General features: G+C 46.7%; 14 protein-coding genes. 6 read left to right on the plus strand and 8 right to left on the minus strand.

The window, feature by feature from the left end; genetic code table 11:
• Positions 1-377: 377 nt before the first annotated feature.
• Positions 378-3,548 (minus strand): translation initiation factor IF-2, encoded by a 3,171-nt coding sequence (gene infB, locus NDI35_RS02990; protein WP_445311428.1) that lies wholly within the window; start codon positions 3,546-3,548, stop codon positions 378-380.
• Positions 3,549-3,602: 54 nt separating this feature from the next.
• Here infB and NDI35_RS02995 point away from each other — a divergent pair, with 54 nt between their 5' ends.
• On the plus strand, positions 3,603-3,890 hold the full coding sequence (locus NDI35_RS02995; protein ID WP_333077133.1) for a hypothetical protein: 288 nt from the start codon (positions 3,603-3,605) through the stop codon (positions 3,888-3,890).
• A 41-nt stretch (positions 3,891-3,931) separates the two neighbouring features.
• Here the strand turns inward: NDI35_RS02995 and NDI35_RS03000 are convergent, their stop codons facing one another.
• The 6 genes from NDI35_RS03000 to NDI35_RS03025 form a co-directional block, all read right to left on the minus strand.
• The gene (locus NDI35_RS03000; RefSeq protein ID WP_333040950.1) at positions 3,932-4,246 is read right to left on the minus strand and encodes a YlxR family protein; all 315 of its coding nucleotides are present in this window, start codon (positions 4,244-4,246) and stop codon (positions 3,932-3,934) included.
• A gap of 260 nt (positions 4,247-4,506) precedes the next feature.
• Complete coding sequence (nusA, locus tag NDI35_RS03005; protein WP_445311429.1) at positions 4,507-5,793, minus strand: transcription termination factor NusA; 1,287 nt, start codon at positions 5,791-5,793, stop codon at positions 4,507-4,509.
• 277 nt (positions 5,794-6,070) lie between these two features.
• Positions 6,071-6,538, minus strand: coding sequence for a ribosome maturation factor RimP (gene rimP, locus NDI35_RS03010; RefSeq protein WP_333066665.1), 468 nt, complete (start codon positions 6,536-6,538; stop codon positions 6,071-6,073).
• 711 nt (positions 6,539-7,249) lie between these two features.
• Positions 7,250-8,626: a hybrid sensor histidine kinase/response regulator gene (locus NDI35_RS03015; protein ID WP_445311430.1), complete on the minus strand. Its 1,377-nt coding sequence runs from the start codon at positions 8,624-8,626 to the stop codon at positions 7,250-7,252.
• 11 nt (positions 8,627-8,637) lie between these two features.
• Entirely contained in the window at positions 8,638-11,463 is a 2,826-nt protein-coding gene (locus NDI35_RS03020) for a hybrid sensor histidine kinase/response regulator (protein WP_445311431.1), read from the minus strand.
• Between the two features lie 623 nt (positions 11,464-12,086).
• Positions 12,087-13,460, minus strand: a complete 1,374-nt coding sequence (locus NDI35_RS03025; RefSeq protein WP_445311450.1) for a hypothetical protein — start codon at positions 13,458-13,460, stop codon at positions 12,087-12,089.
• 688 nt (positions 13,461-14,148) lie between these two features.
• On the opposite strand from NDI35_RS03025, the gene NDI35_RS03030 reads away from it, so the two are divergent.
• Both NDI35_RS03030 and NDI35_RS03035 read left to right on the plus strand, forming a co-directional pair.
• Complete coding sequence (locus NDI35_RS03030; protein ID WP_445311432.1) at positions 14,149-15,648, plus strand: GUN4 domain-containing protein; 1,500 nt, start codon at positions 14,149-14,151, stop codon at positions 15,646-15,648.
• 218 nt (positions 15,649-15,866) lie between these two features.
• Complete coding sequence (locus NDI35_RS03035) at positions 15,867-16,130, plus strand: hypothetical protein (RefSeq protein ID WP_333217442.1); 264 nt, start codon at positions 15,867-15,869, stop codon at positions 16,128-16,130.
• 138 nt (positions 16,131-16,268) lie between these two features.
• Here NDI35_RS03035 and NDI35_RS03040 read toward each other — a convergent pair whose 3' ends face one another.
• Entirely contained in the window at positions 16,269-16,796 is a 528-nt protein-coding gene (locus NDI35_RS03040; RefSeq protein WP_445311433.1) for a P-loop NTPase family protein, read from the minus strand.
• Between the two features lie 356 nt (positions 16,797-17,152).
• Between NDI35_RS03040 and NDI35_RS03045 the strand changes: the two genes are divergently transcribed.
• The 3 genes from NDI35_RS03045 (at position 17,153) to NDI35_RS03055 (ending at position 19,575) form a co-directional block, all read left to right on the plus strand.
• Entirely contained in the window at positions 17,153-17,719 is a 567-nt protein-coding gene (locus tag NDI35_RS03045) for an adenylate kinase family protein (protein WP_333248025.1), read from the plus strand.
• 124 nt (positions 17,720-17,843) lie between these two features.
• Positions 17,844-18,569: a ribonuclease PH gene (rph, locus tag NDI35_RS03050; RefSeq protein WP_445311434.1), complete on the plus strand. Its 726-nt coding sequence runs from the start codon at positions 17,844-17,846 to the stop codon at positions 18,567-18,569.
• A 118-nt stretch (positions 18,570-18,687) separates the two neighbouring features.
• Positions 18,688-19,575, plus strand: coding sequence for a hypothetical protein (locus tag NDI35_RS03055; RefSeq protein WP_445311435.1), 888 nt, complete (start codon positions 18,688-18,690; stop codon positions 19,573-19,575).
• Positions 19,576-19,712 lie beyond the last annotated feature (137 nt).

The following is a 19,712-nucleotide window of genomic DNA, read 5'->3' on the forward strand; positions in this document are numbered from 1 at the left end:
GAGTCTGGGACGCACTCTTGACCCAGAAACCCGGTGCTAAGAGTACATTTCTAGCGGTCAAACCGAGCATTTTGAGAGGAAACTCGGTTGCTTTGCGTAAGTCTTATTTTAGTTTGAAATTTTGAATTTTCCGCAACAGCCAAAACGATTAGGACGTTGTTAATTGCTAACATCTTTGCTTTTATTGCTTGTTCATTCTTTCCGAGATAACTAAAACCTTTTTCCTTCTTGCTTCTTCCTTCTGCTATAAGTTAAAAACAAAAGTTGCGAGTGATGAGTTTGGGAGTATTGAGTGAAGAGAAGAGTGGCGAGCGATCGGCAATTTGGTTGCGATCGCTCAAAAAATTCTCTTCCCACTCAACACTCACAACTCAAAACTATTGAGAGAGAGTCCGGCGCTTAGTAACCATCCGGTAGGCTTCAATCATATCGCCATCCGCCCAGTCGCTAAACCCGCTCAAGGAAATGCCGCATTCAAAGCCAGCATTGACTTCCTTGGCATCTTCCTTCATCCGTTTTAGGGAGTCGAGGACACCTTCGTAAACGACATTGTTGCCCCGGCGCACCCGCACCTTACAGTTACGGATGACTTTGCCAGAGAGCACCATACATCCAGCCACAGCCCCGCGACCGATCGCAAAGACAGCGCGGACTTCGACTTGACCCAAAGGTTCTTCCACCAATTCGGGTTCCAGCAGGCCTTCCATCGCCCCTTGAATATCATCCAAGAGGTTGTAGATGATGCTGTATTCCCGCACGTCAACCCCCGCTTGGTCAGCCGCGAGGCGAGCGTCGGTGGCGAGAGTAGTATTGAACCCGATAATTACAGCATTACTGGCTGCAGCGAGGTCAATATCCGTTTCTGTAATTTCCCCAGGAGCAGATAGCAGCAGTCGGAGTTGAACTTCTTTTTGAGGAAGTTGAGTCAGAGCGCCGACAATTGCTTCGAGGGAGCCTTGGACATCTGCCTTCAAGATCAAGTTGAGTTCCTTGAGAACGCCTTCCTTAGCTTGTTGAGAGAAGCCGCTGAGGCTGATACGGCCGCCTTGCAGCAGGCGGGAATCTCGTTGAGAGGTAGCTCTTCCAGAGGCGATCGCCGCAGCTTCTTTTTCGTTTGCGAAGACATCAAACTCGTCTCCGGCGCGAGGAACTTCCCGCAGCCCCAGCACTTCCACCGCGAAGGATGGAGTTGCTTGCTCTACGCGATCGCCCCGGTCATCGATCATGGCGCGCACCTTGCCCAAAGCCGAGCCTGCGACCACAATATCGCCCACTCGCAGAGTACCGTTCTGCACCAGCAGAGTTGCCACAGGTCCCCTTGCCTTGTCGAGGTGAGCTTCAATCACAGTACCCTTAGCCGATCGGTGCGGGTTGGCGTTGAGGTCTTCCATTTCCGCCACTGTCAGAATCATTTCCAACAGCGTATCCAGATTTTCGCCTCGGATCGCGCTGACTGGAACCATCGTGATATCGCCGCCCCAGTCATCTGCCACCAAGCCGTACTCAGTAAGCTCTTGCTTCACCCGTTCCGGCTGAGCACCCTCCTTGTCAACTTTATTGATAGCCACGACAATTGGCACTTTCGCCGCTTTCGCGTGGCTGATCGCTTCAATTGTCTGGGGTCGCACGCCGTCGTCCGCCGCCACCACCAAGATGGCGATGTCCGTAACCCGTGTTCCCCGAGCCCGCATCGCTGTAAAGGCTTCGTGGCCGGGCGTATCCAAAAATACCACCTGCTGGCTCTTGCCTTCGTGTTCCACATCTACGTGGTAAGCACCGATGTGCTGGGTAATGCCCCCAGCTTCTCCCTGAGCCACCTTGGTTTTGCGGATCGAGTCGAGCAAGGTAGTTTTACCGTGATCCACGTGACCCATAATCGTTACTACTGGCGGACGGCGTTCGAGGTATTCCAAATCCGCTTCGTCCAGCATCTCGATCACTTTGATAGCTGGCGCTACTTTTTCTGGGGTTTCCACCTCTACGCCCATTTCTTCGGCTACCATCCTCACCGCTGGAATGTCCAGGGTTTCGGTAATATTTACCGCAATTCCTTTAGAGAAAAGCCGCTTAATAATTTCGGTTTCGGGAACAGCCAGAGTAATTGCTAGTTCTTGAACGGTCATCGGCCTGCTCAGCAGCAGTTTTTCTGGACGTTCTACCTTAGCTTCGGCTGTTTTGCCCCGGTTGCCGCGTCCCCCGCTGGAACCTGAAGAAGAACTTTTATCGTGAGAAGGGCCTGGTCTCTTATTTTTTCCGCTGCTTCCGGGTGCGCCCGGAGTTGGTGTTGACTTGGGTGCTGCTTGTCCCTTCGCTTTAGCTGGGCGGGCTAGGGACAGGCTGACCGTGACTGGTGCTGGCAGATCCAAGCCGTTTTCTAAGTCATCGTCATCCTCATCTATTGGTTTGAGGCGAGAACGTTTTGCCTTAACTGCCTTGGCAGCTTTGGCAGCATCTGAGTTTTCGTCATCATCTTCTTCCCAAATGACCGATGTCTTTTTGGCAGGACGAGGGAGGGAGGGCCTTTCGAGGAGAGGAATCTCCAGCAACGGCGTATTATCTTCTTCATTGTCATCCGTGTCATCCCCTAGGGCTCCGGTGTCACCGCCGCGGCTACGCAGCCCGGTAGCTGACGTTGCGGGGGCAAGGCTCCGGCGCGGGCCACCGGGCTGGGGTCGAGCGGCCAGTGGAGTTTTTACTGGGCCACCAGCGCCTTCCCGGCGCGGTCTTTGCGCGTCGCGAGATTCGGTAGGAGCTCCTGGTGCAGGTCTGCTGGGGCGGCTCGGTTTAGCCGGCGCTTCCAGAGTTTCTGACTGTTCTGATTGCTCTTGCTCGGTTCTTGCAAGTTTGAGTACCGGCTTGTTTCCCAGATTTTGTGGGGTACGGCTAGCCGACTCGGACGCCCCTCTGACTGGCGGCGACGTGAGTTTAGCCGAAGGCGCGGGAGGGGCGATCGGGGGTTGCGGGGTGCGTTCTGGAGCCTTTTCCGACGGCGGTTGAGGTGCCGCAGGTGCCTGAGCCTGGGCGGTGGTTTCCGGGGCGATCGCACCTACATTTTCCGACACTGTTTCTGAGGGAGCCGCCGAGACTGCGACATTTGGCTTCGACAGTACAGGTCTATTGATATTCGGTTTAGCTGGAGGCTGGAGCTGTTGAGCTGCAGGCGACTTGGGAGGAGTTGCCACGGTTGCCGCGGGCTGGTTTTTGTTCTCCTCGTTGCCTGCAGGCTGGGAGGAAGCACCAGCCTGCCGTACTTTTGGACTGCGTATTTCTAAAATTTGCTGCTTTTTTTGTTGGTCGTTAGGGTGAGGGCCAGATTCTCTAGATGGCGCTGCTGCTCTTTCGGGTGGAGCTGGCTTGCCGGGGGAAGAGTGGCTACTGGCTACGTATTTTTCCGCCGTTTTGCGAATGCGCTCTGCTTCGGATTCTGTAATTGTGCTGCTGTGGCTCTTGACTGAAATATTGAGCCGCTCGCATACTGCCAAGATGTCTTTATTATCCAAATTTAGTTCCCGTGATAATTCGTAAATTCTTACTTTGCCGTTGTTCATCCACTCTGCCCTCTTTTGTGCCAACCAGTTTTTACATTGTGATTTTTTGTTCTAATGACGACATCATTCGGTGTGATTGATTCAGTGTCAGGAATCGGGGTTGCGGTACTCTCTCAGCAATTTTATCTAGAAAGATGCAACTCGCTGAAGTCTGCGGTTGAAGAATTCTCAAGTCTGTTTGGCAACTTGGAACTCCGAAGTCTGAGTTTTGGCAAAACCCACTCTCTCAAGCTTCAAAGTTTGCCTTTCCACCTTGAGGATACCTCTGCTAGTACCCTACCCTTATCTAATCTGACACAAATCTTTCCAGACTGGTGGGCAGATCGGATTGGGGTTTTATAGCTGGCGCTACCGGTAATTACTGGTAGGGCTGCCAAGAGGGTTTATACAGTCGATGCCGAACTATTGTCGGTTTTTCGTCCGGGTGAGCCAGAGTAAGATGTACAGTCAGATGTGGCTAAACGCTGCCAAAGTGTTTGGTACAGTTCGTCAGACACAGGCGCTTTGAGCGATCGCCCAAGTCGATTTTTTTTCTGAGCTGCTTTGAGGCATTCTGCTTCCCGACAAAGGTAAGCAGAACGGCCCATGCCACGATCTAATTGTACCTGATGAGAAGGATAGAGCCTGACTACTCGCCAAAAAGCTTCCTTTGGAGCTATTTTTCGACAACTTGCACAGCACCGGTAGTTCGGTTTCATTTCTTGTGAGAGGGGGAGTAGGGGACAAATCCTCCTTGTCTCGCGAAGATAGAAAATCTTATGACAAGGAGTCAGAAGACAGAATTCAGTATTCAAAATACGCCATGCCCCAAGTCAGGGGCAAGGGTCACGGAAAGAATTTTTTCGGCTCCACGATTAAAATCGGAGGCTTTAAACCTCGATTCTCCTCTCCATCCTGTCGCACAGAACCCATTCTGGATTCTGAATTCTGAATTCTTCTTCGGTAAATGTCACAGTTTTTAGACTGCCGCTTCGGTTTCCTCCGTGGCGGCTGCCTCCTCTTCCTCAAATTCTGCGGTTTCCTCGTCGTAATCGCCTGCTTCGTCTGCGTCGTCGTAGTCGTCTGCTAGTTCTTCGAGCCTAGTTGCTTCTGCTGCCAATTTGCTGTCTTCGGCGGCGCGATCGTACTTAGCAATATCTTTGATATCGATTTTCCAACCGGTTAGGCGAGCTGCGAGGCGGACATTCTGACCTTCTTTGCCAATGGCAAGACTCAGTTGGTCTTCAGCGACCAAAATGTGAGCTCTCCTGCCTTCTGGAGCAACTAAACGCACTTCATCTACTCTAGCGGGACTCAGAGCGTTAGCAATATAAGTTGCCGGGTCGGGAGACCAGCGGATCACGTCGATTTTTTCGCCGCGCAATTCGTTGACTACTACCTGAATCCGCGATCCCCGCGCTCCGATGCAAGCTCCTACAGGGTCTACGTCGCGATCGAGAGTATCAACTGCTATTTTAGTCCGGGGGCCGACGTGCCGGGATGGCGGATTTGCCTCCCTGGCCACGGCGACAATCCTCACCACCCCGTCTTCTATTTCTGGTACTTCGTTAGCAAACAGGTACACCACCAAACCTGCGTCTGCTCTAGAAACAAGTAACTGCGGCCCTCTAGTAGAGCCTTCGCCTACTTTTTTGAGATAAACCTTGAATGTAGCGTTTGCCCGGTAATTGTCGTTGGGCAACTGTTCGCGCTTAGGGAGTTCGGCATCTACTTCGGGCTGACCGAAGCTGCTGGTGACTGCTAAAATCACCGACTGCCTCTCAAACCTGAGCACTCTTGCTTGAAGAACGGTTTCTTCTAAATCTTTAAACTCTTCTTGAATCATTTTGCGCTGTTGGTCGCGCAGTTTTTGAGCGAGAACTTGTTTGGTCTGGATCGCGGCCATGCGACCAAATTCTTTTTGATTTGGTGTTACGTCTACGAGCACGATGCTCCCAGGCTGAGCTTCCGTGGCTACTTCTTGCACTTCCGTAAGTGAGATTTCGTGATCGGGATTGATGACTTCTTCGACAATAGTTTTGTTGGCTAAAACGCGGAAACCTTCTTGTTCTGCGTCGAGTTCTACATCAAAGTTGTCGAAGTATTCTTCACTGAAGTGATCGAGTTTTTGGGTACGGCGGTAGCGTTCGTATCCTTTGAGCAGGGCTTCTCGCAAGGCTGCTTGGACGGCGTGTTTGGGTAAATTGCGTTCTTTGCTAATACCTTCGACCATTTCTTTTAGTCCGGGCAGGGGAACCATTGACATATAAAACACTCCTTTTTTGCTGTGGTAATAAGTAACTGGTAATCGGTAATTGGTACTGGGAAATTTTCAAGCAGAAGTGATGACAGAGGAGTGATGAGTTACTGAATAGGATTAGGAGAACTAGGTGCTGTAACAATTTATTTGTTATTCCTATTCAACCCGCTGCTACAGATATGATTGTTAAAAATTAACTCGCAGCCAAGCGTTTTCAGCTTGCTGCGAGGCAATCTCAAAACTCAAAACTCAAAACTCAAAACTCAAAACTCAAAATTTCCCTTTACATCTTTTTTCCTTCGTCTAGTTCAACTTGGACAATCTGAGGGCGGGGAATTTTAACCTGTCGCCCTTTTTGATTGAGATAAACCGCTGTTTCATCCCGGCCCAGGAGTAGTCCTTTCCACTCTTTGATTCGCGAGTCCGGTTCGGTGGTTTTGGCTGTCACGGGGAAACCTTTAAAGGTAATGAATTCTCGATCGCTGCTGAGCAATCGGGATATTCCGGGACTGGAAATCTCTAGCACGTAGGCATCGGGTATGATGTCGGCTGCGTCCAACTCAGCATCGAGGGCTGTGCTCATGCGCTCGCAGTCGGCTAAACCAGTGTCTTGTTGGAGGTTGCGGATGTCTACCCGCAAGACGGGAGGATTTTGGTTGGTGTGAAACACTGCTCCCACTACTTCCAATCCCAGTGTTTCCGCAACGGGGGTAGCTAAGTCTATGATTTGTGGGATTAGGGGATGAGTCATATCGAATACTTCAGTTAAAACTCCTAAACTCGGACACGGGCAAGGAAAAATTTGGTGTTGAGATTGCTTGGCTTTGAGGTGGTTTGATTAGGTGGCTGCGACTTTCGTCTTCAACTTTGGGACTTACCCAACATCCCAGCAGGGGATCTCAAGCGGGGGGGTACCCCTACTAAATCAGTCCTCAACTTGCAAGTCAGACGCCCTGAGCTCTTTTCCTGCGACTAATGCAACAAAAAAAGTGGGCTTGACCCACTCCTAGGTAAAACAATTTCTTCCAAGAAGTTTGAGGACTTCTTCTGATCGAAGGGAGGCCTCTGTTCTCAGTTTAGCTCGATCGCCCGCCCGGTGACAAACCGATCGCCCTCGTGGGACTGTCCGAGGGCAGAAGAGGAGAGCTGACAGGGGAAATAAGGACGACTCGATCACCGTTTTGGAGTGGGGTGGGGCGAGGGCAAATTCCTGGTTGATACCGAAGCCGGTGCGATCGATCCTAGAACTGTTGGCGATGGGTACTCAGGCGTTCTAGGACTTGGGATACGGGAGTTTCTTGGGGAAATTCTCATTTTAGTTCGGACCAGCCCTCTGCTTCTTGATAGGTGGCGAAGAGTTTGACAGTGAGGGTGATTGGTAGATTCGACATGGGCGATCGCCAAATTAACGGTATATTGACAAAACAGCCAAACTAAGATTCACCATAAAAAATCCCCATTACTAATGCTGAATAGGAAGCTCAATTACAAACTCTACCCCCCATTCGGGCGAGGAAATGCAGGTCAGCGTACCACCATGTTTTGCTTCTACAATCTCACGGCTAATAGACAAGCCTAAACCTGTCCCTTTACCAACTGACTTTGTAGTAAACATCGGCGTAAATAAATGCTGCATTATCTCCGGCGTTATCCCCAGCCCATTGTCAGCAATCCGAATCACCACTCTGTCGCCCTGAAGCATTTCAGTGCAGATCCGAATCTGTGGATTGTCATTGCTCTGTTGCTTTTCCCCGCAGAGCGGACAACTAATCGTAGACTCTTCTAAAGCATCAATTGCATTCGCTAATACATTCATAAACACCTGATTGATTTGCCCAGGATAGCACTCGACCAGCGGTAATTCACCGTACTCTTTAATAACCTTAATAGCTGGGTGAGTGCCTTTACCTTTCAATCGATGACCTAAAATCAACAGGGTACTATCTAGCCCATCGTGAATATTCACTGGCGTTAGTGCCGATGTATCCAACCGAGAAAAATTACGCAGTGACATAGAAAGATTGTAAAGTCGCTCTGTTCCGACCGCCATAGAATCAATAATTTTTGGCAAATCTTCAACAATAAAATCTAACTCAATCTCCTGGGACTTATCCTCAAATTCTGATGTCGAAGTAACCCTTTGCTGGCAAAGCCGAGTCATCCCGATCAAATCGGCAATATATTCCTTGGCAATAGGGATATTATTGGAGATAAAACTAACTGGATTGTTAATTTCGTGAGCCACCCCAGCTACAAGTTGACCAAGGCAAGCCATCTTTTCACTTTGAACGATTTGTACTTGAGCTTTTTTTAGATTATCCAAAGCGTGAGAAAGTTCAGCCGTTCGTTCTTCCACCCGTTTTTCTAACTCCTGCGCGAGCTGATGTAACGCTGCTTCTGCTGCGAGCCGGTCTTCTATTTCCCGTTTCAGCATTAGGTTTTGCTCGGCAAGTATTTTAGTCAAAGAACGCAGTTTTAAATGGAGGTTGACGCGAGCTAACACCTCCTTTTGTTCAAAGGGCTTAGTAATGTAATCCACCGCCCCTAGATTAAAGCCTTTGACCTTATCTCCTATGTCAGAAAGAGCGGTCATAAAAATTACGGAAATTTCATTCGTCAACGGACTTGCCTTCAACCGATGACAGGTTTCAAACCCGTCAATTCCTGGCATCATCACATCTAACAGAATCAAATCAGGCTGACTATATTCAGCCTGTTCTAGGGCAGTTTCGCCATCAGTTGCTACCAATATCTCCCATCCAGAACCAGCTAAAGCTTCAGAAAGCACGTCCAGATTGCTAGGATTATCATCGACGATTAAGATGCTACTTGTTTCCATATTTGCTGCCTTCATTCTTTTTCTATTCTGTGAGATGTAATAAACTCTTTGATTTTTTTGACCTGATAGCCTTGGGCTAACTGGCGCAGCTCAACAGCAAAGGGCACAAATTGCTGATCTAACTTCTCTAGGTGCTCACTGCGCTTCACAATTCCTTTCACGTTGCCTCTCATCGCCAGTTCAAATAAAAGTTCCATTTCTCCTGGCGGGGGAGCCACTACTGATTTCGATTCAGAAAGTGATTGAGCATCTGATGAAAAAGGAATAGTGCTGATTTTTTCATTTTTTCCTTCCTCATATATCCATTCAAGTTTTAAATACTTTTGCAATATCTCAAATAGCTCTTCTGCCTGCACTGGCTTACCGACAAAATCGTTAGCTCCTCCCTCCAAACTTTTATGTTGGTCGGTAGCAAATACACTGGCAGAGGAAGCAATGATTGCCACATCTTTATAGTGTGGCAAATTTCGGATACGGCGCATCATCTCAAAGCCATCTAACACTGGCATCACTAAGTCAGTGATAATCAAATCGAACTTAAACTCTTCTACTTTTTCTAAACCCTCTTGACCGTTTTTAGCTTCGGTTACTTCAAAGCCGAGGGGCTCTAGGAGATTGACAATGACCGAGAGGTTTTCCCATTTGTCATCCACAACCAAAACTTTCTGCTTTCTACCTTGGTAGCCAACCAGCTTTCTTTGCTTGGCAAGCGTGGCTGTATTTGCCCAGTCTGCCGCTTCGGGTAAATCCAAATCTAGCCAAAAAACACTGCCGACTCCTGACTGACTTTTTACTTGAATTGTACTACCCATCATTTCGACAATTTTCTGGCTAATTGTTAAACCGAGTCCGGTTCCTTCCGCCTGACGCTTGCTGTCTCCTACCTGTTCAAAAGGCAAAAATATTTTTTTTAATTGTTCGGGTGTCATACCCACGCCAGTATCTTCAATTTGAAACCGAATTTTGTGACTTGGTGAGGCTGGCTTTTGCTCATTGGTTTGTACCTTTTCACCTGTGCCCTTTTCCAGATGTTCTATCTTAAAAGTCACTCGTCCTGAGTCTGTAAACTTAATTGCATTGCTCAGTAAGTTAATTAGTACCTGTCGCAAGCGTTTCTCGTCAGCGTAGATGCCAGCAGGAATTTCCAAACTGGGTTGATAAACAAAAGCAATTCCTTTTTGTTCGGCTCGGATGCGGCAGATTTCCGCGACTCCCTGCAAAAAGGAAGGAAAATGGAAATCTTTTGCGTACAGTTCCAATTTCTGAGCTTCAATTTTAGCGAGGTCTAAGATGTCATTAATCAGGGTTAACAGGTGGGAACCACACTGGTGAATAATACTGATGCCTTGGATATCTTTCGGAGCCATCGTTTTTGAGCGTTCTAGGATTTGAGCGTATCCTAAAATTCCATTGAGTGGCGTTCTCAATTCGTGACTCATATTCGCTAAAAATTCACTTTTAGCTTGGTTGGCAGTATCAGCGATTTGTTTTGCTTCCGTCAGTTCAGCGGTGCGTTCTTCTACTCGGATTTCTAGCTCGGAATTGGTCTTGGCTAGCGCCTCAAAGGATTCGCGCAACTGTTGTGCCATAAGGTTGAAAGACTGACCCAAAACTTCTAGTTCTTCTATGCCTTTTACCTGCACATTTTCTTTTAAGTCGCCAGTGGCGATCGCTCTCGAAGCTGCGCTCAAACCGAGAATCGGGCTGGTAATCCAGCGTGCGGTTAAGATTCCCAAAACGGTAGCCAGCGCCAAGGCTCCCAAACACAACAAAATAGTAGTCTGGGTATTGGCGTTAATTTGATCCATGAAATCGCTTTCAGGAACTACGACGACGATCAGCCAGTCCAATCCTCGGCTATCCTGAAATGGCATAACTTGGAGGAATTCTCGCTGGCCGGCGATCGTAAAATCCAATTGCTGAGATCTGCTAATTTTAGTGAGGTTGCCAAAGCGTTCTTTTAAATGCGCTGTTGTCAGCCGAATTAAATCATCTGTGCTATCTAAAGCATTCAGGCGATCGAGTTTGCCATTGTTGGTGATAAATGCTTCCTTGAGAGTTGAACTGCCTACTAGGAGTCCAGAACGTTCCATAATGAATGTCTGTCCCGATCGACCGATTTTTAAGCTTTGCAGAAAGTCACTGAGGAAAGAGATTAAAAAATTAGCAACGAATACTCCGCGTAGTTCGCCACTTTCGTCATAAACTGGATGTCCCGCAGGGAGGGAGAGCGTTTTCTGACCTGTAAGGGGAAAAATTTCGCTCCATGTGGGCCGGCCTAAGCGTAGGCTGTCTTTATACCAAGAACGGTTGAGTATATTGTTGCTAGGAGAAATTTTTAAGAGCTTTGTTTGATTGCCTTTGCTATCCGAGTCATAAATATGAAATTCACTACGACTATCCTTATCTACTCTTTTAAAAAATATTTTGCCATTCTCTTGGCGTTCAATGGCAATGAACTCTCCCGTTTTAGTAGCAAAACCCATCTGGGGCAGAGAAGGAAAGGCTTGAATTTGCTCCCACAAATAGCGCTCCATACTCTCCAATTCGTCTGGATTTAAGTATCCTAGGCGAAGGGCATTGGCATTCAGTTGATTGACGCGAGGGGCTGTGTCTAGATAAGTGTTGAGCTGCTGCTGGATGCGGGCCGTAATTTCACTCCGCAACTGGCTGGCCACTTCGTTGACTGCTTTTTGCCCGTTGCGTAAGGATAGCCAGCCTGTCAACCCGACGGCAGCAAATATTTGCAGAACGAATGGCAATACTAAAATCAGGCGCAGGGACACCTTTTTTTTAGAACGATTTGACAGGAAAGTGGTTGGAGAGGTCTGTGACATTGATTCGTGTTACTCCTGGGGTAACGAGTTGGCTGAAAAATCTCAGTGGATTTAGTGAAATGAGGCTGAGGAAATATATATTGAAAAGCAATCTCTAATAGTTAGTGAAAAGTTTGAGACAGTAACTTGCTTAAACAAGCATTGCTACTTACGTATTTTCCCTGAAAGCGTTATAATTATAGCTGACTGAAAATCCTGACGCGCCTTATTTTTTTCTAGCAGTTGTAAGTTTTTTATTGCTTAGCAAAGCAGTTAGAAATCCTATGTAATAGATTACCTCGTTTAGAGATATTTGTAGTAGTTTTTAACTTTACTTTACACAGTGCTACTAAAAAGTATAATTTCATCAAACTTACATATAAAGTGATATAATATACGTCTAAAAAAATTGACCTTTCTCGCTAAAAAAATGACACGCAGGCCGCTGAGAACCGTAACGGCGGTCTAACTCACTACCGCGCTGAAGATTTGATGCACAACCATGCAGATGACTCTCGTAGAGAATGCCGATCGCACATGAAACTTTACAATTCCAGCAAGTTTCATGTGCAGGAGTTACAGCAGGGTAATTGCTAATTGCTAATTGGGGACGAAAAAAATAAGTAAAGCGGTGGAGACTTGCCCTAACGCGGGGCTATCCGTTGCAGTTCTTTGGCTTGTTCTAAAATTTTCTCGAAGTCTTCTTCGCTCAACCGCTGAATGTAGTTGATTTTGAACTCTTCTAGGAAGTCGCACAGCAGCAGTTGTATTTCTTGCCAGGTTTGCTGCTGTTGTAGTTCGGTTCCTAAAGCTTGCCCGAAATGTTGGACTAGCTGGCTGGAGAGTTTGATGCTTATGGGGTCTTCGCTGGCGATTTTGAAGGCTTCGTAGGCATCTTGGGGGCCGAGGGTGGCTAATTTTGAGAGTTCTGCAACTAATTGCTGTGCTAGCTGTTCGGGCAGGTTTCCCAGGCCGGGTACTTGCTTCCATCCTTGATAGAGGGGGGATTGTTTGAGGAAGCTTTCAATATTGTACCGGAGGAGGGCTTCTAGGTCTGGCTGGAGTTGGGGAAGGACTTTGTAGACGGTTATTTGCACTAGATGGGTGGCGATCGCTTCTATTTCATTGATATTGTTGATGTCTAGATAGCGCTGTTTTTTAGATTGAAATAGTTGACGAGCCAGTTCGCCTGTGGTAATTGATTGTTGCATCTGGTTGATGAGTTGAATTACTACAACTTCGGTCAATTCTTGAGCGAAGTTGGCGACGAAACCTCGGCTGATTTGGCTGCGTATGGGTTGGAGATCTGGCATTTTGGCTTGGTGGATGCGAATTGTGACGGGTAATACTCGCAACAGGCGCCAGAATGGGAGCAGCAGGAAGATGTCGTACCATCGCCAGAGCATGGCTGCTCGCCAAGTGACGCTGCGGTGGCGACGGCTGATCAAGTAGGTACGGGCTAGAAATTCGATCGCGAATATGGCAATGAATGGCAGGTCGATTAGCCAGAAGTTATCGGTGAATTCGCCGTTTTCTCCGATCGCCCGGTAATAGTTGGTGGCGATTAATGGCTTGATTTTGGAGTCAAACCACTTGATTTCTTTTTGCCAGCCTTGTTTGTTTAAATAGTCTTGGCTCCAGAATCTTTGGAATGATTGTTTAGCGGAGTCTTGCGGATTCGGCACGCGATCGCGCATCCGGTCTTTGATTTTTTCTAGGGTGCCACTTTTTGATGCTACTCGAAAGGGATCTTCATCGATCATTTTCGCGCTCAGATTGTTTATTTCCTGCAATTTTGCTGCTACTTCGGGGGAGGGCAACCCTGTTTGCACTACTTGAATTTTTAATTCTTCTAAGGTTTCCAGATATTGCTGGGTGTCTCGGTGCGGTTTAATTCCTTTAAATGGGTCATATACTTGGGTGAGAACTGGCAGTTGCCGGAAGTAGAAATCTCGACCGGGCACGTAACTTATGTCAAATAATACTAGGCTTAAATTTCCTAGGGCGACCAGTGCCATGAACCGCTCGAACCAGGGTACTTTTTGTGATTTTATGCGGGAGTTTGGAGTGGGAGAGGGCTGTAGTTTTGGTGTCACTGGCGATTCCTAATTAAGTAGACCGAGCAAAATAAATGTAACTGGTAATAGCTGAAAAAAGTAAACAGGGAAAACTGGCTAAGTGTCTGGTCGCGCTCGGATTGCGATCGAGCAAGCTAGTATTTATTTTAACGTGCGTTTGTTGGGGAGTTTGGGATTGTTGATTCCGCCTGGTTAGGTAATAAATTATGCTGCTAAAATATTAAAGCCGATCGAACTTGACGGAAGCCGCAGCTCCCGTTAGTCTGCTTCTCTCTGGCAATAAAATTATATCTCAGGGGGAATCCTAAGTTTTCTTTTGCCTTGCAGAGCTAAGTGGGCTGGTAATAAATTACTATTTCTGTTTGATCTGGTGGCTCTTTGACCGCTAAATCAAATGTATTGCACGCAGCGGAGTCTAAGGTTAGATATGGACTTCGAGTTTGAGGTCAAACCCTCAAGAGAGTTATACTTGCTCAGGGGCAGTCTGGTGAGAGCGCCCCCTCTGAGCGCGAGGGTGGCGGCCGCCTCCGTAAGGTTCAAGGTCTCGCCTTTACAAAAACCAGCTCGCGATCGGACTCTTGAATAATATAAAACCCTGAGTATAATTTTGTTCGCATTTTTTTAATATATGACATACTGCCTTAATCTCGATTGCCCAAGAGACAAGCGTCAGAACCCACCAGGCACAAAGTATTGTCTTAATTGTGGTTCAAAGCTGCTGCTAAAAGACCTTTATGCAGCAACTGAACCGCTGCGCGACGGGGGATTTGGCAGGACTTTCCGAGCTGTTAATCATGGAAAATTTGAGGAATTGTGCGTAATCAAACAGTTGTCACCTCCTCAAGAGTTTCAGCGAAAGCCCGGTCATTTTAAAAAATATGTTCGGCTGTTTGAACAAGAGGCAAGGCGGTTATACGAACTGAAGCACCCACAAATTCCTCAGTTAATTTCTTATTTTGAGGAAGATGGGCGCTTGTATTTGGTGCAAGAGTTTATTGATGGCAATAATTTAAAGGATGAGTTAGATAAGTACGGTGCTTATAGCGAAATTAAAACTTGCGAACTGCTGTTAGATTTGTTGCCTTTATTGAAGTTTGTTCACGACCGAAATGTAATTCACCGTGATATTAAGCCTGAGAATGTGATCCGCAGATCTCGCGATCGTAAGTTAGTGTTGATAGATTTTGGGGTTTCTAAACAGGTAGTAGCTGCTGCTCCGACCAAAACAGGAACTAAGTTGGGAACTCCCGGCTACGCGGCTCTAGAACAGCGTCACGGTAGGGCTGTTCCTGCTAGCGACCTTTATAGTTTGGGGGTGACTTGCATTCGCTTGCTGACTTCTGTTATGCCTTATCTCGATATCTACGGGGACATTCACGATGACCTTTACGACCCGCTTGAAGGCCGCTGGCTGTGGAGGGAGGCTTTGCCAAAAGGAACAGAAATTAGCCAGGATTTAGGTCAGGTTTTGGATAAGTTGATTCAGGAATATGTTAAAGACCGCTACAAATCGGCTGTGGAAGTTTTGGATGCTTTAAAACCTCCTGTTATTGTTGTCCCAGCGCTGGAAAAGTCGCAGCAGCCAACTGTTGTTAGTCCTTCGGTACCGACTCAACCTGTGACTGAGACTCCGCTAATTTCTGTGAGTTTAGAGTCGGAAAAAGGTATTGATTATTCTCACTTGGCAAGGCTGCTGGCTGCTAAAAATTGGCGTGGTGCTGATGAGGAAACTTCTGTGAAAATGCTGGAGGTGATGCAGCAAAATTCACGGGGTTATTTGAGTGAGGAAGATATTAGGAAGTTTCCAGCTAAGGATTTGCAGACTATCGATCAACTTTGGGTGCGGCACAGTCACCGCAGATTCGGTTTTTCTGTGCAAAAGGGTTTGTGGCTCAAGTTGGGGGGAAAGCCTGGTGTTTATGATGCTACAGTTTGGGAGAAGTTTGGCGATCGAGTGGGCTGGCGGGTTGACAGCCAGTGGGTATACTATTCGGAGCTGAATTTTACTTCTAAAGCAAAGCCTGGACATTTGCCGGGGGGGACTGTTTTTGGGTGGGAAGGCGGGGTTTTGTGCGGTGTTTTGGGTTTGGGTGGTATCTGGTTTCTGCTGTCGCGGCGGGATTTGTAGAAGGAAGGTAGAAGGTAGAAGGCAGAATTTATTAGTCAGGCTGCACCCCAAGCGAAGTCGAAGTGTGAGTCATGAAAGAGTTTTGAGTTGAGAATTAAAGAGTTAACAAGTTTTGAGTTTAATCATCTGTTATGTAGAAAATAGCTCTAAAAAAAGCGAAAAATAAGATATAATCCCAAACCCTTTTTTTTGTGCTATGTTCTTAGAGAAGGGCAAGTTTGCAAAGTCAAAAGCCAGTCCTCGGCGGTGGCCAACCATGGGGACTGGCTTTTGCTCCAATTTACCAAGGAGATTTATCTAGTATGTTGCAAGAAAAACGTCTCAAGCCGTGGACTATAGTTCGATCGCTTCCAAATGTGGAAAAGGTGGTTGTGGGTGAGTTTCGCAGTTGGTCTGATGCAGACGGTCACTTGAAAATTCTCAAGCGGATGGTACCGGCGGATCGATTGAGTGTTGTGTTCGATCCGGTAGTTCAAGCGTAACGTCGCTGGTAAATTGATCAGCGTGCGATCGCTCTTTGAGCTAAGCGATCGCCTATTTTTTTACATATTTTTTTTCCCTAAAAATTCACATAAAAAATGCGACCGCTAAAAAGGCGATCGCAAATTGAATCATTGTCCTTAACTGCGGCGAATTTCAGTAATTTGATCGGCAACATCCAAAATTCTTTGGGGCATGGATGGCCCGGTAAAAATCATATCCAAATGATGCGGCTTGTTGTCAATCAATGCCACCACTTCGGCTTCGGGAATCAAGCCCAAATTAACCGCTAAACTCAATTCATCGAGAATAACTAGGGCATAACGGCCTTCGCGCACCGCATTTTGAACATACTGCCACAATTGTTCGATCGATCGCATCTCCAGCTCATCTAAATCGGCATTCTCAATGCAGCGTGACAAATCGCAGCGCACCCAATCTAAATTTTGCCCCAGCCGCACCGGATGCTGATGCCCTTGATTAATTCCCCCTTTGAGGAACTGCACCGCTAGCACGGGAGCTCCCTGTCCTGCAATTCGGAGGGCCTGAGCCATGACACTGGTAAAAAAGCAGCGGTGCGGGCCTGTAAAGACTTGCACCAGCCCTTGAACTGTGTAGGGCAAGCTGTGGGTTAAATTTAGTTTAGGGGTTTGTAACTGAGCAACCATAGGGCAATATTTAATCAGCAACTAAGTCTTGAGTGCAGCTCCGACCTTGGCGTGGCTGAAGCCTGCTTGACAATATATAGTGTACGGGGCCGAGTGCACATCGGATCGAACGCTAGATATACAAGTTGTCAAAAGCTCGCGGCAGTGGCATTCGCAGTCGTTTGTTCGATTTTTGAACTCAATTAGCACTTAGGCAGAAACGGGGTTTTTTACCAAAATACGGCGTGGAGCTTGACATTTATACAGTTATAGGGTGAAAAATCAAGGTGATGAGAGTCTGGCGGCGTCCAGGGCTTTTAAGAAAAGGTACACACATCGCGTAAAATTTGAATGTCGCGGCACTAGGAGTAGGGACTGTGAGAGTGGTGATTCTGGGAGGGCCAGGAGCGGGAAAGGGAACTCAGGCTGAACTACTGTGCAGCAATTTGAGCCTTCCTTTGCTGGCTGTGGGGGACATTCTACGGGAGGCGATCGCAGAAGACACAGATTTAGGCAAGCTGGCGGTGTCTTATGTCGAAAAAGGGGAATTAGTTCCCGACGCAACTATGATTGAATTCTTTCGCCGCCGACTGCTGCTGTGGGATGTCTTTAATGGCTGGGTGTTGGAGGGCTATCCGCGAACGGCTTTTCAAGCTGAGGAGTTGGATTTTTTATTAGAGGATTTGGCGCAGGAGCTAGATTGGGCAGTTTGGCTGAAAGTGCCGATCGAGGTTTTGCTGAGCAGGTCGATCGAGCGCGATCGATCGGATGACCATCCTGAAATTTTACAGCGTCGGCTCGATTTGTTCCACGAACGCACTATTCCTCTTTTAGAGTATTACGAACACCGCAACAAATTGTTAACTATTGATGGCGATCAATCTCCACAACAAGTCCAGCAGGATATTCTCACATTGATCGAGGCTAAAGGTCAATACTCATAGCATTGTAGATTTTCCATTTTAGGTTGAATGACTGCTTATTTAACGAATCAAAAAAGACCGGAAGATTAATATCCTATTTTCAATCTTTAATATCCAATTACCCATTACCAATCACCTAAATATTATGTCTTTCCAGCGTCCAGACGGCAGACAACCCAATCAAATTCGTCCGATTAGTTTCGATCGACAGTTTACTAAATTTGCTAGCGGTTCCGTACTCGCAAAAAGTGGCGATACTCAGGTACTTTGCAGCGTGACAATCAAGCCGGGAGTGCCTAGATTTTTGGAGAATACCGGACAAGGTTGGCTGACAGCGGAATACCGAATGTTGCCGGGATCTACACCGCAGCGACAAGAACGGGAATTTATGAAATTATCGGGACGGACTCAAGAGATTCAGCGGTTGATTGGGCGTAGTTTGCGATCGTGCTTGGATATGCAACTATTGGGAGAACGCACAATACTTGTCGATGCCGATGTTTTGCAAGCTGACGCGGGGACTCGCACGACTTCAATTACTGGCGGCTTTGTGGCTGTGGCTGATGCTTTGAATAAGTTGGTACAAAAAGGTGAGTTAGAGCGATCGCCCATTATTCGTCAAGTCGCGGCCGTGTCTGTGGGACTTTTGGAAGGCGAGCCGTTTTTAGATTTGAATTATCTTGAAGATGTAGCGGCTGAAATTGATTGTAATGTGGTAATGAATGGAGATTTGAACATCATTGAAATTCAGGGAACTGCGGAAGAGGGAAGTTTTAGTCGGAGTCAGTTAAATCAAATTTTGGATGTGGCAGAAACTGGGATTCAAGAATTGTTGGAGGCTCAGCGGCAAGCTTTAGTCAGAAGTCATTAGTCATTAGTCAGCAGTCAGTTTTATGTACTTGATCGGGCAGATGAATAAAATATAAGCCTGTCCGTGAATCCGAGGTTAGCTAAGTAGGACGTTAGTTTTGTCTAGGAGAGTATTAGTAATGACTAAAATCGATTTCAAAGACATTCGCACTCACAAAGGTAGTCAACATGAAGGATTTGAAGAACTATGCTGTCAACTTGCATCATTTGAGGAAGTACCACAAGACTCTATTTTTCGTCGCAAATCGGGTGCTGGAGGAGATGCTGGTGTTGAATGTTACTGGCGATTACCTAATGGAAATGAGAAGGCTTGGCAAACAAAATATTTTCCTGATAAATTGGGAGATAGCCAATGGGTACAAATTGATAAATCCGTTAAAGCGGCCTTGGAGAAACATCCCAATTTAATTGAATATATAGTTTGTTTGCCCATTAATCGTACTGAAGGACGCAAGGACGGAGAAAAATCCCAAATGGATCGCTGGGATGAGCGTGTTCAAACATGGGAAGGATGGGCTGAAGAACGTGATATGAAAGTTCAGTTTGTTTATTGGGGAGAATCAGAAATTCTTGAAAGGCTTTCTCGCCCACAACCTCAGTATGCAGGTCGTGCCTATTTTTGGTTTAATAAACAAGAACTAACTAATGAATGGATGATTCAGCGTTTTCAAGAAGTTAGAGAAAATGCTGGGGCACGCTACACACCAGAAATTCATGTTGATTTACCAGAAGCCCAAATATTTGAAGGACTTGGTAGAACCGATCTTTTCTTTGACCACATTGACAACTTATACAGTCAGCTTTGTCGAAAGCGGAAAGATACCAAGCCATCAGAAGAGTTACAGGATAGAGTTCCTAATGTAGCTAACTCTTTAAACGATCTGAGTAAAGATGTCAACTTACTCATCAGTGCATTGAAAAAAGCATCTGATAGACAGGCTTTGTCACCAATTGATTTTGACTTAATTGCTTCTTTGTCAAAAAAACTTTGGCAATATGATAGGTAATTGCTCAACCCCCTTGACAAGAAGACAAGATAGACATTAGATCAAGGAATGGAAAAACTCCCCGACCTAAAACAGCTATCGAACGAGGCAAAAGAAGCCTTGATAGTAGAGCTATGGGAGAAAATCCAAAAACTAAC

It is taken from the genome of Microcoleus vaginatus FACHB-2002, from assembly GCF_040004035.1.
Taxonomy (GTDB): Bacteria; Cyanobacteriota; Cyanobacteriia; order Cyanobacteriales; family Microcoleaceae; genus Microcoleus; species Microcoleus vaginatus_C.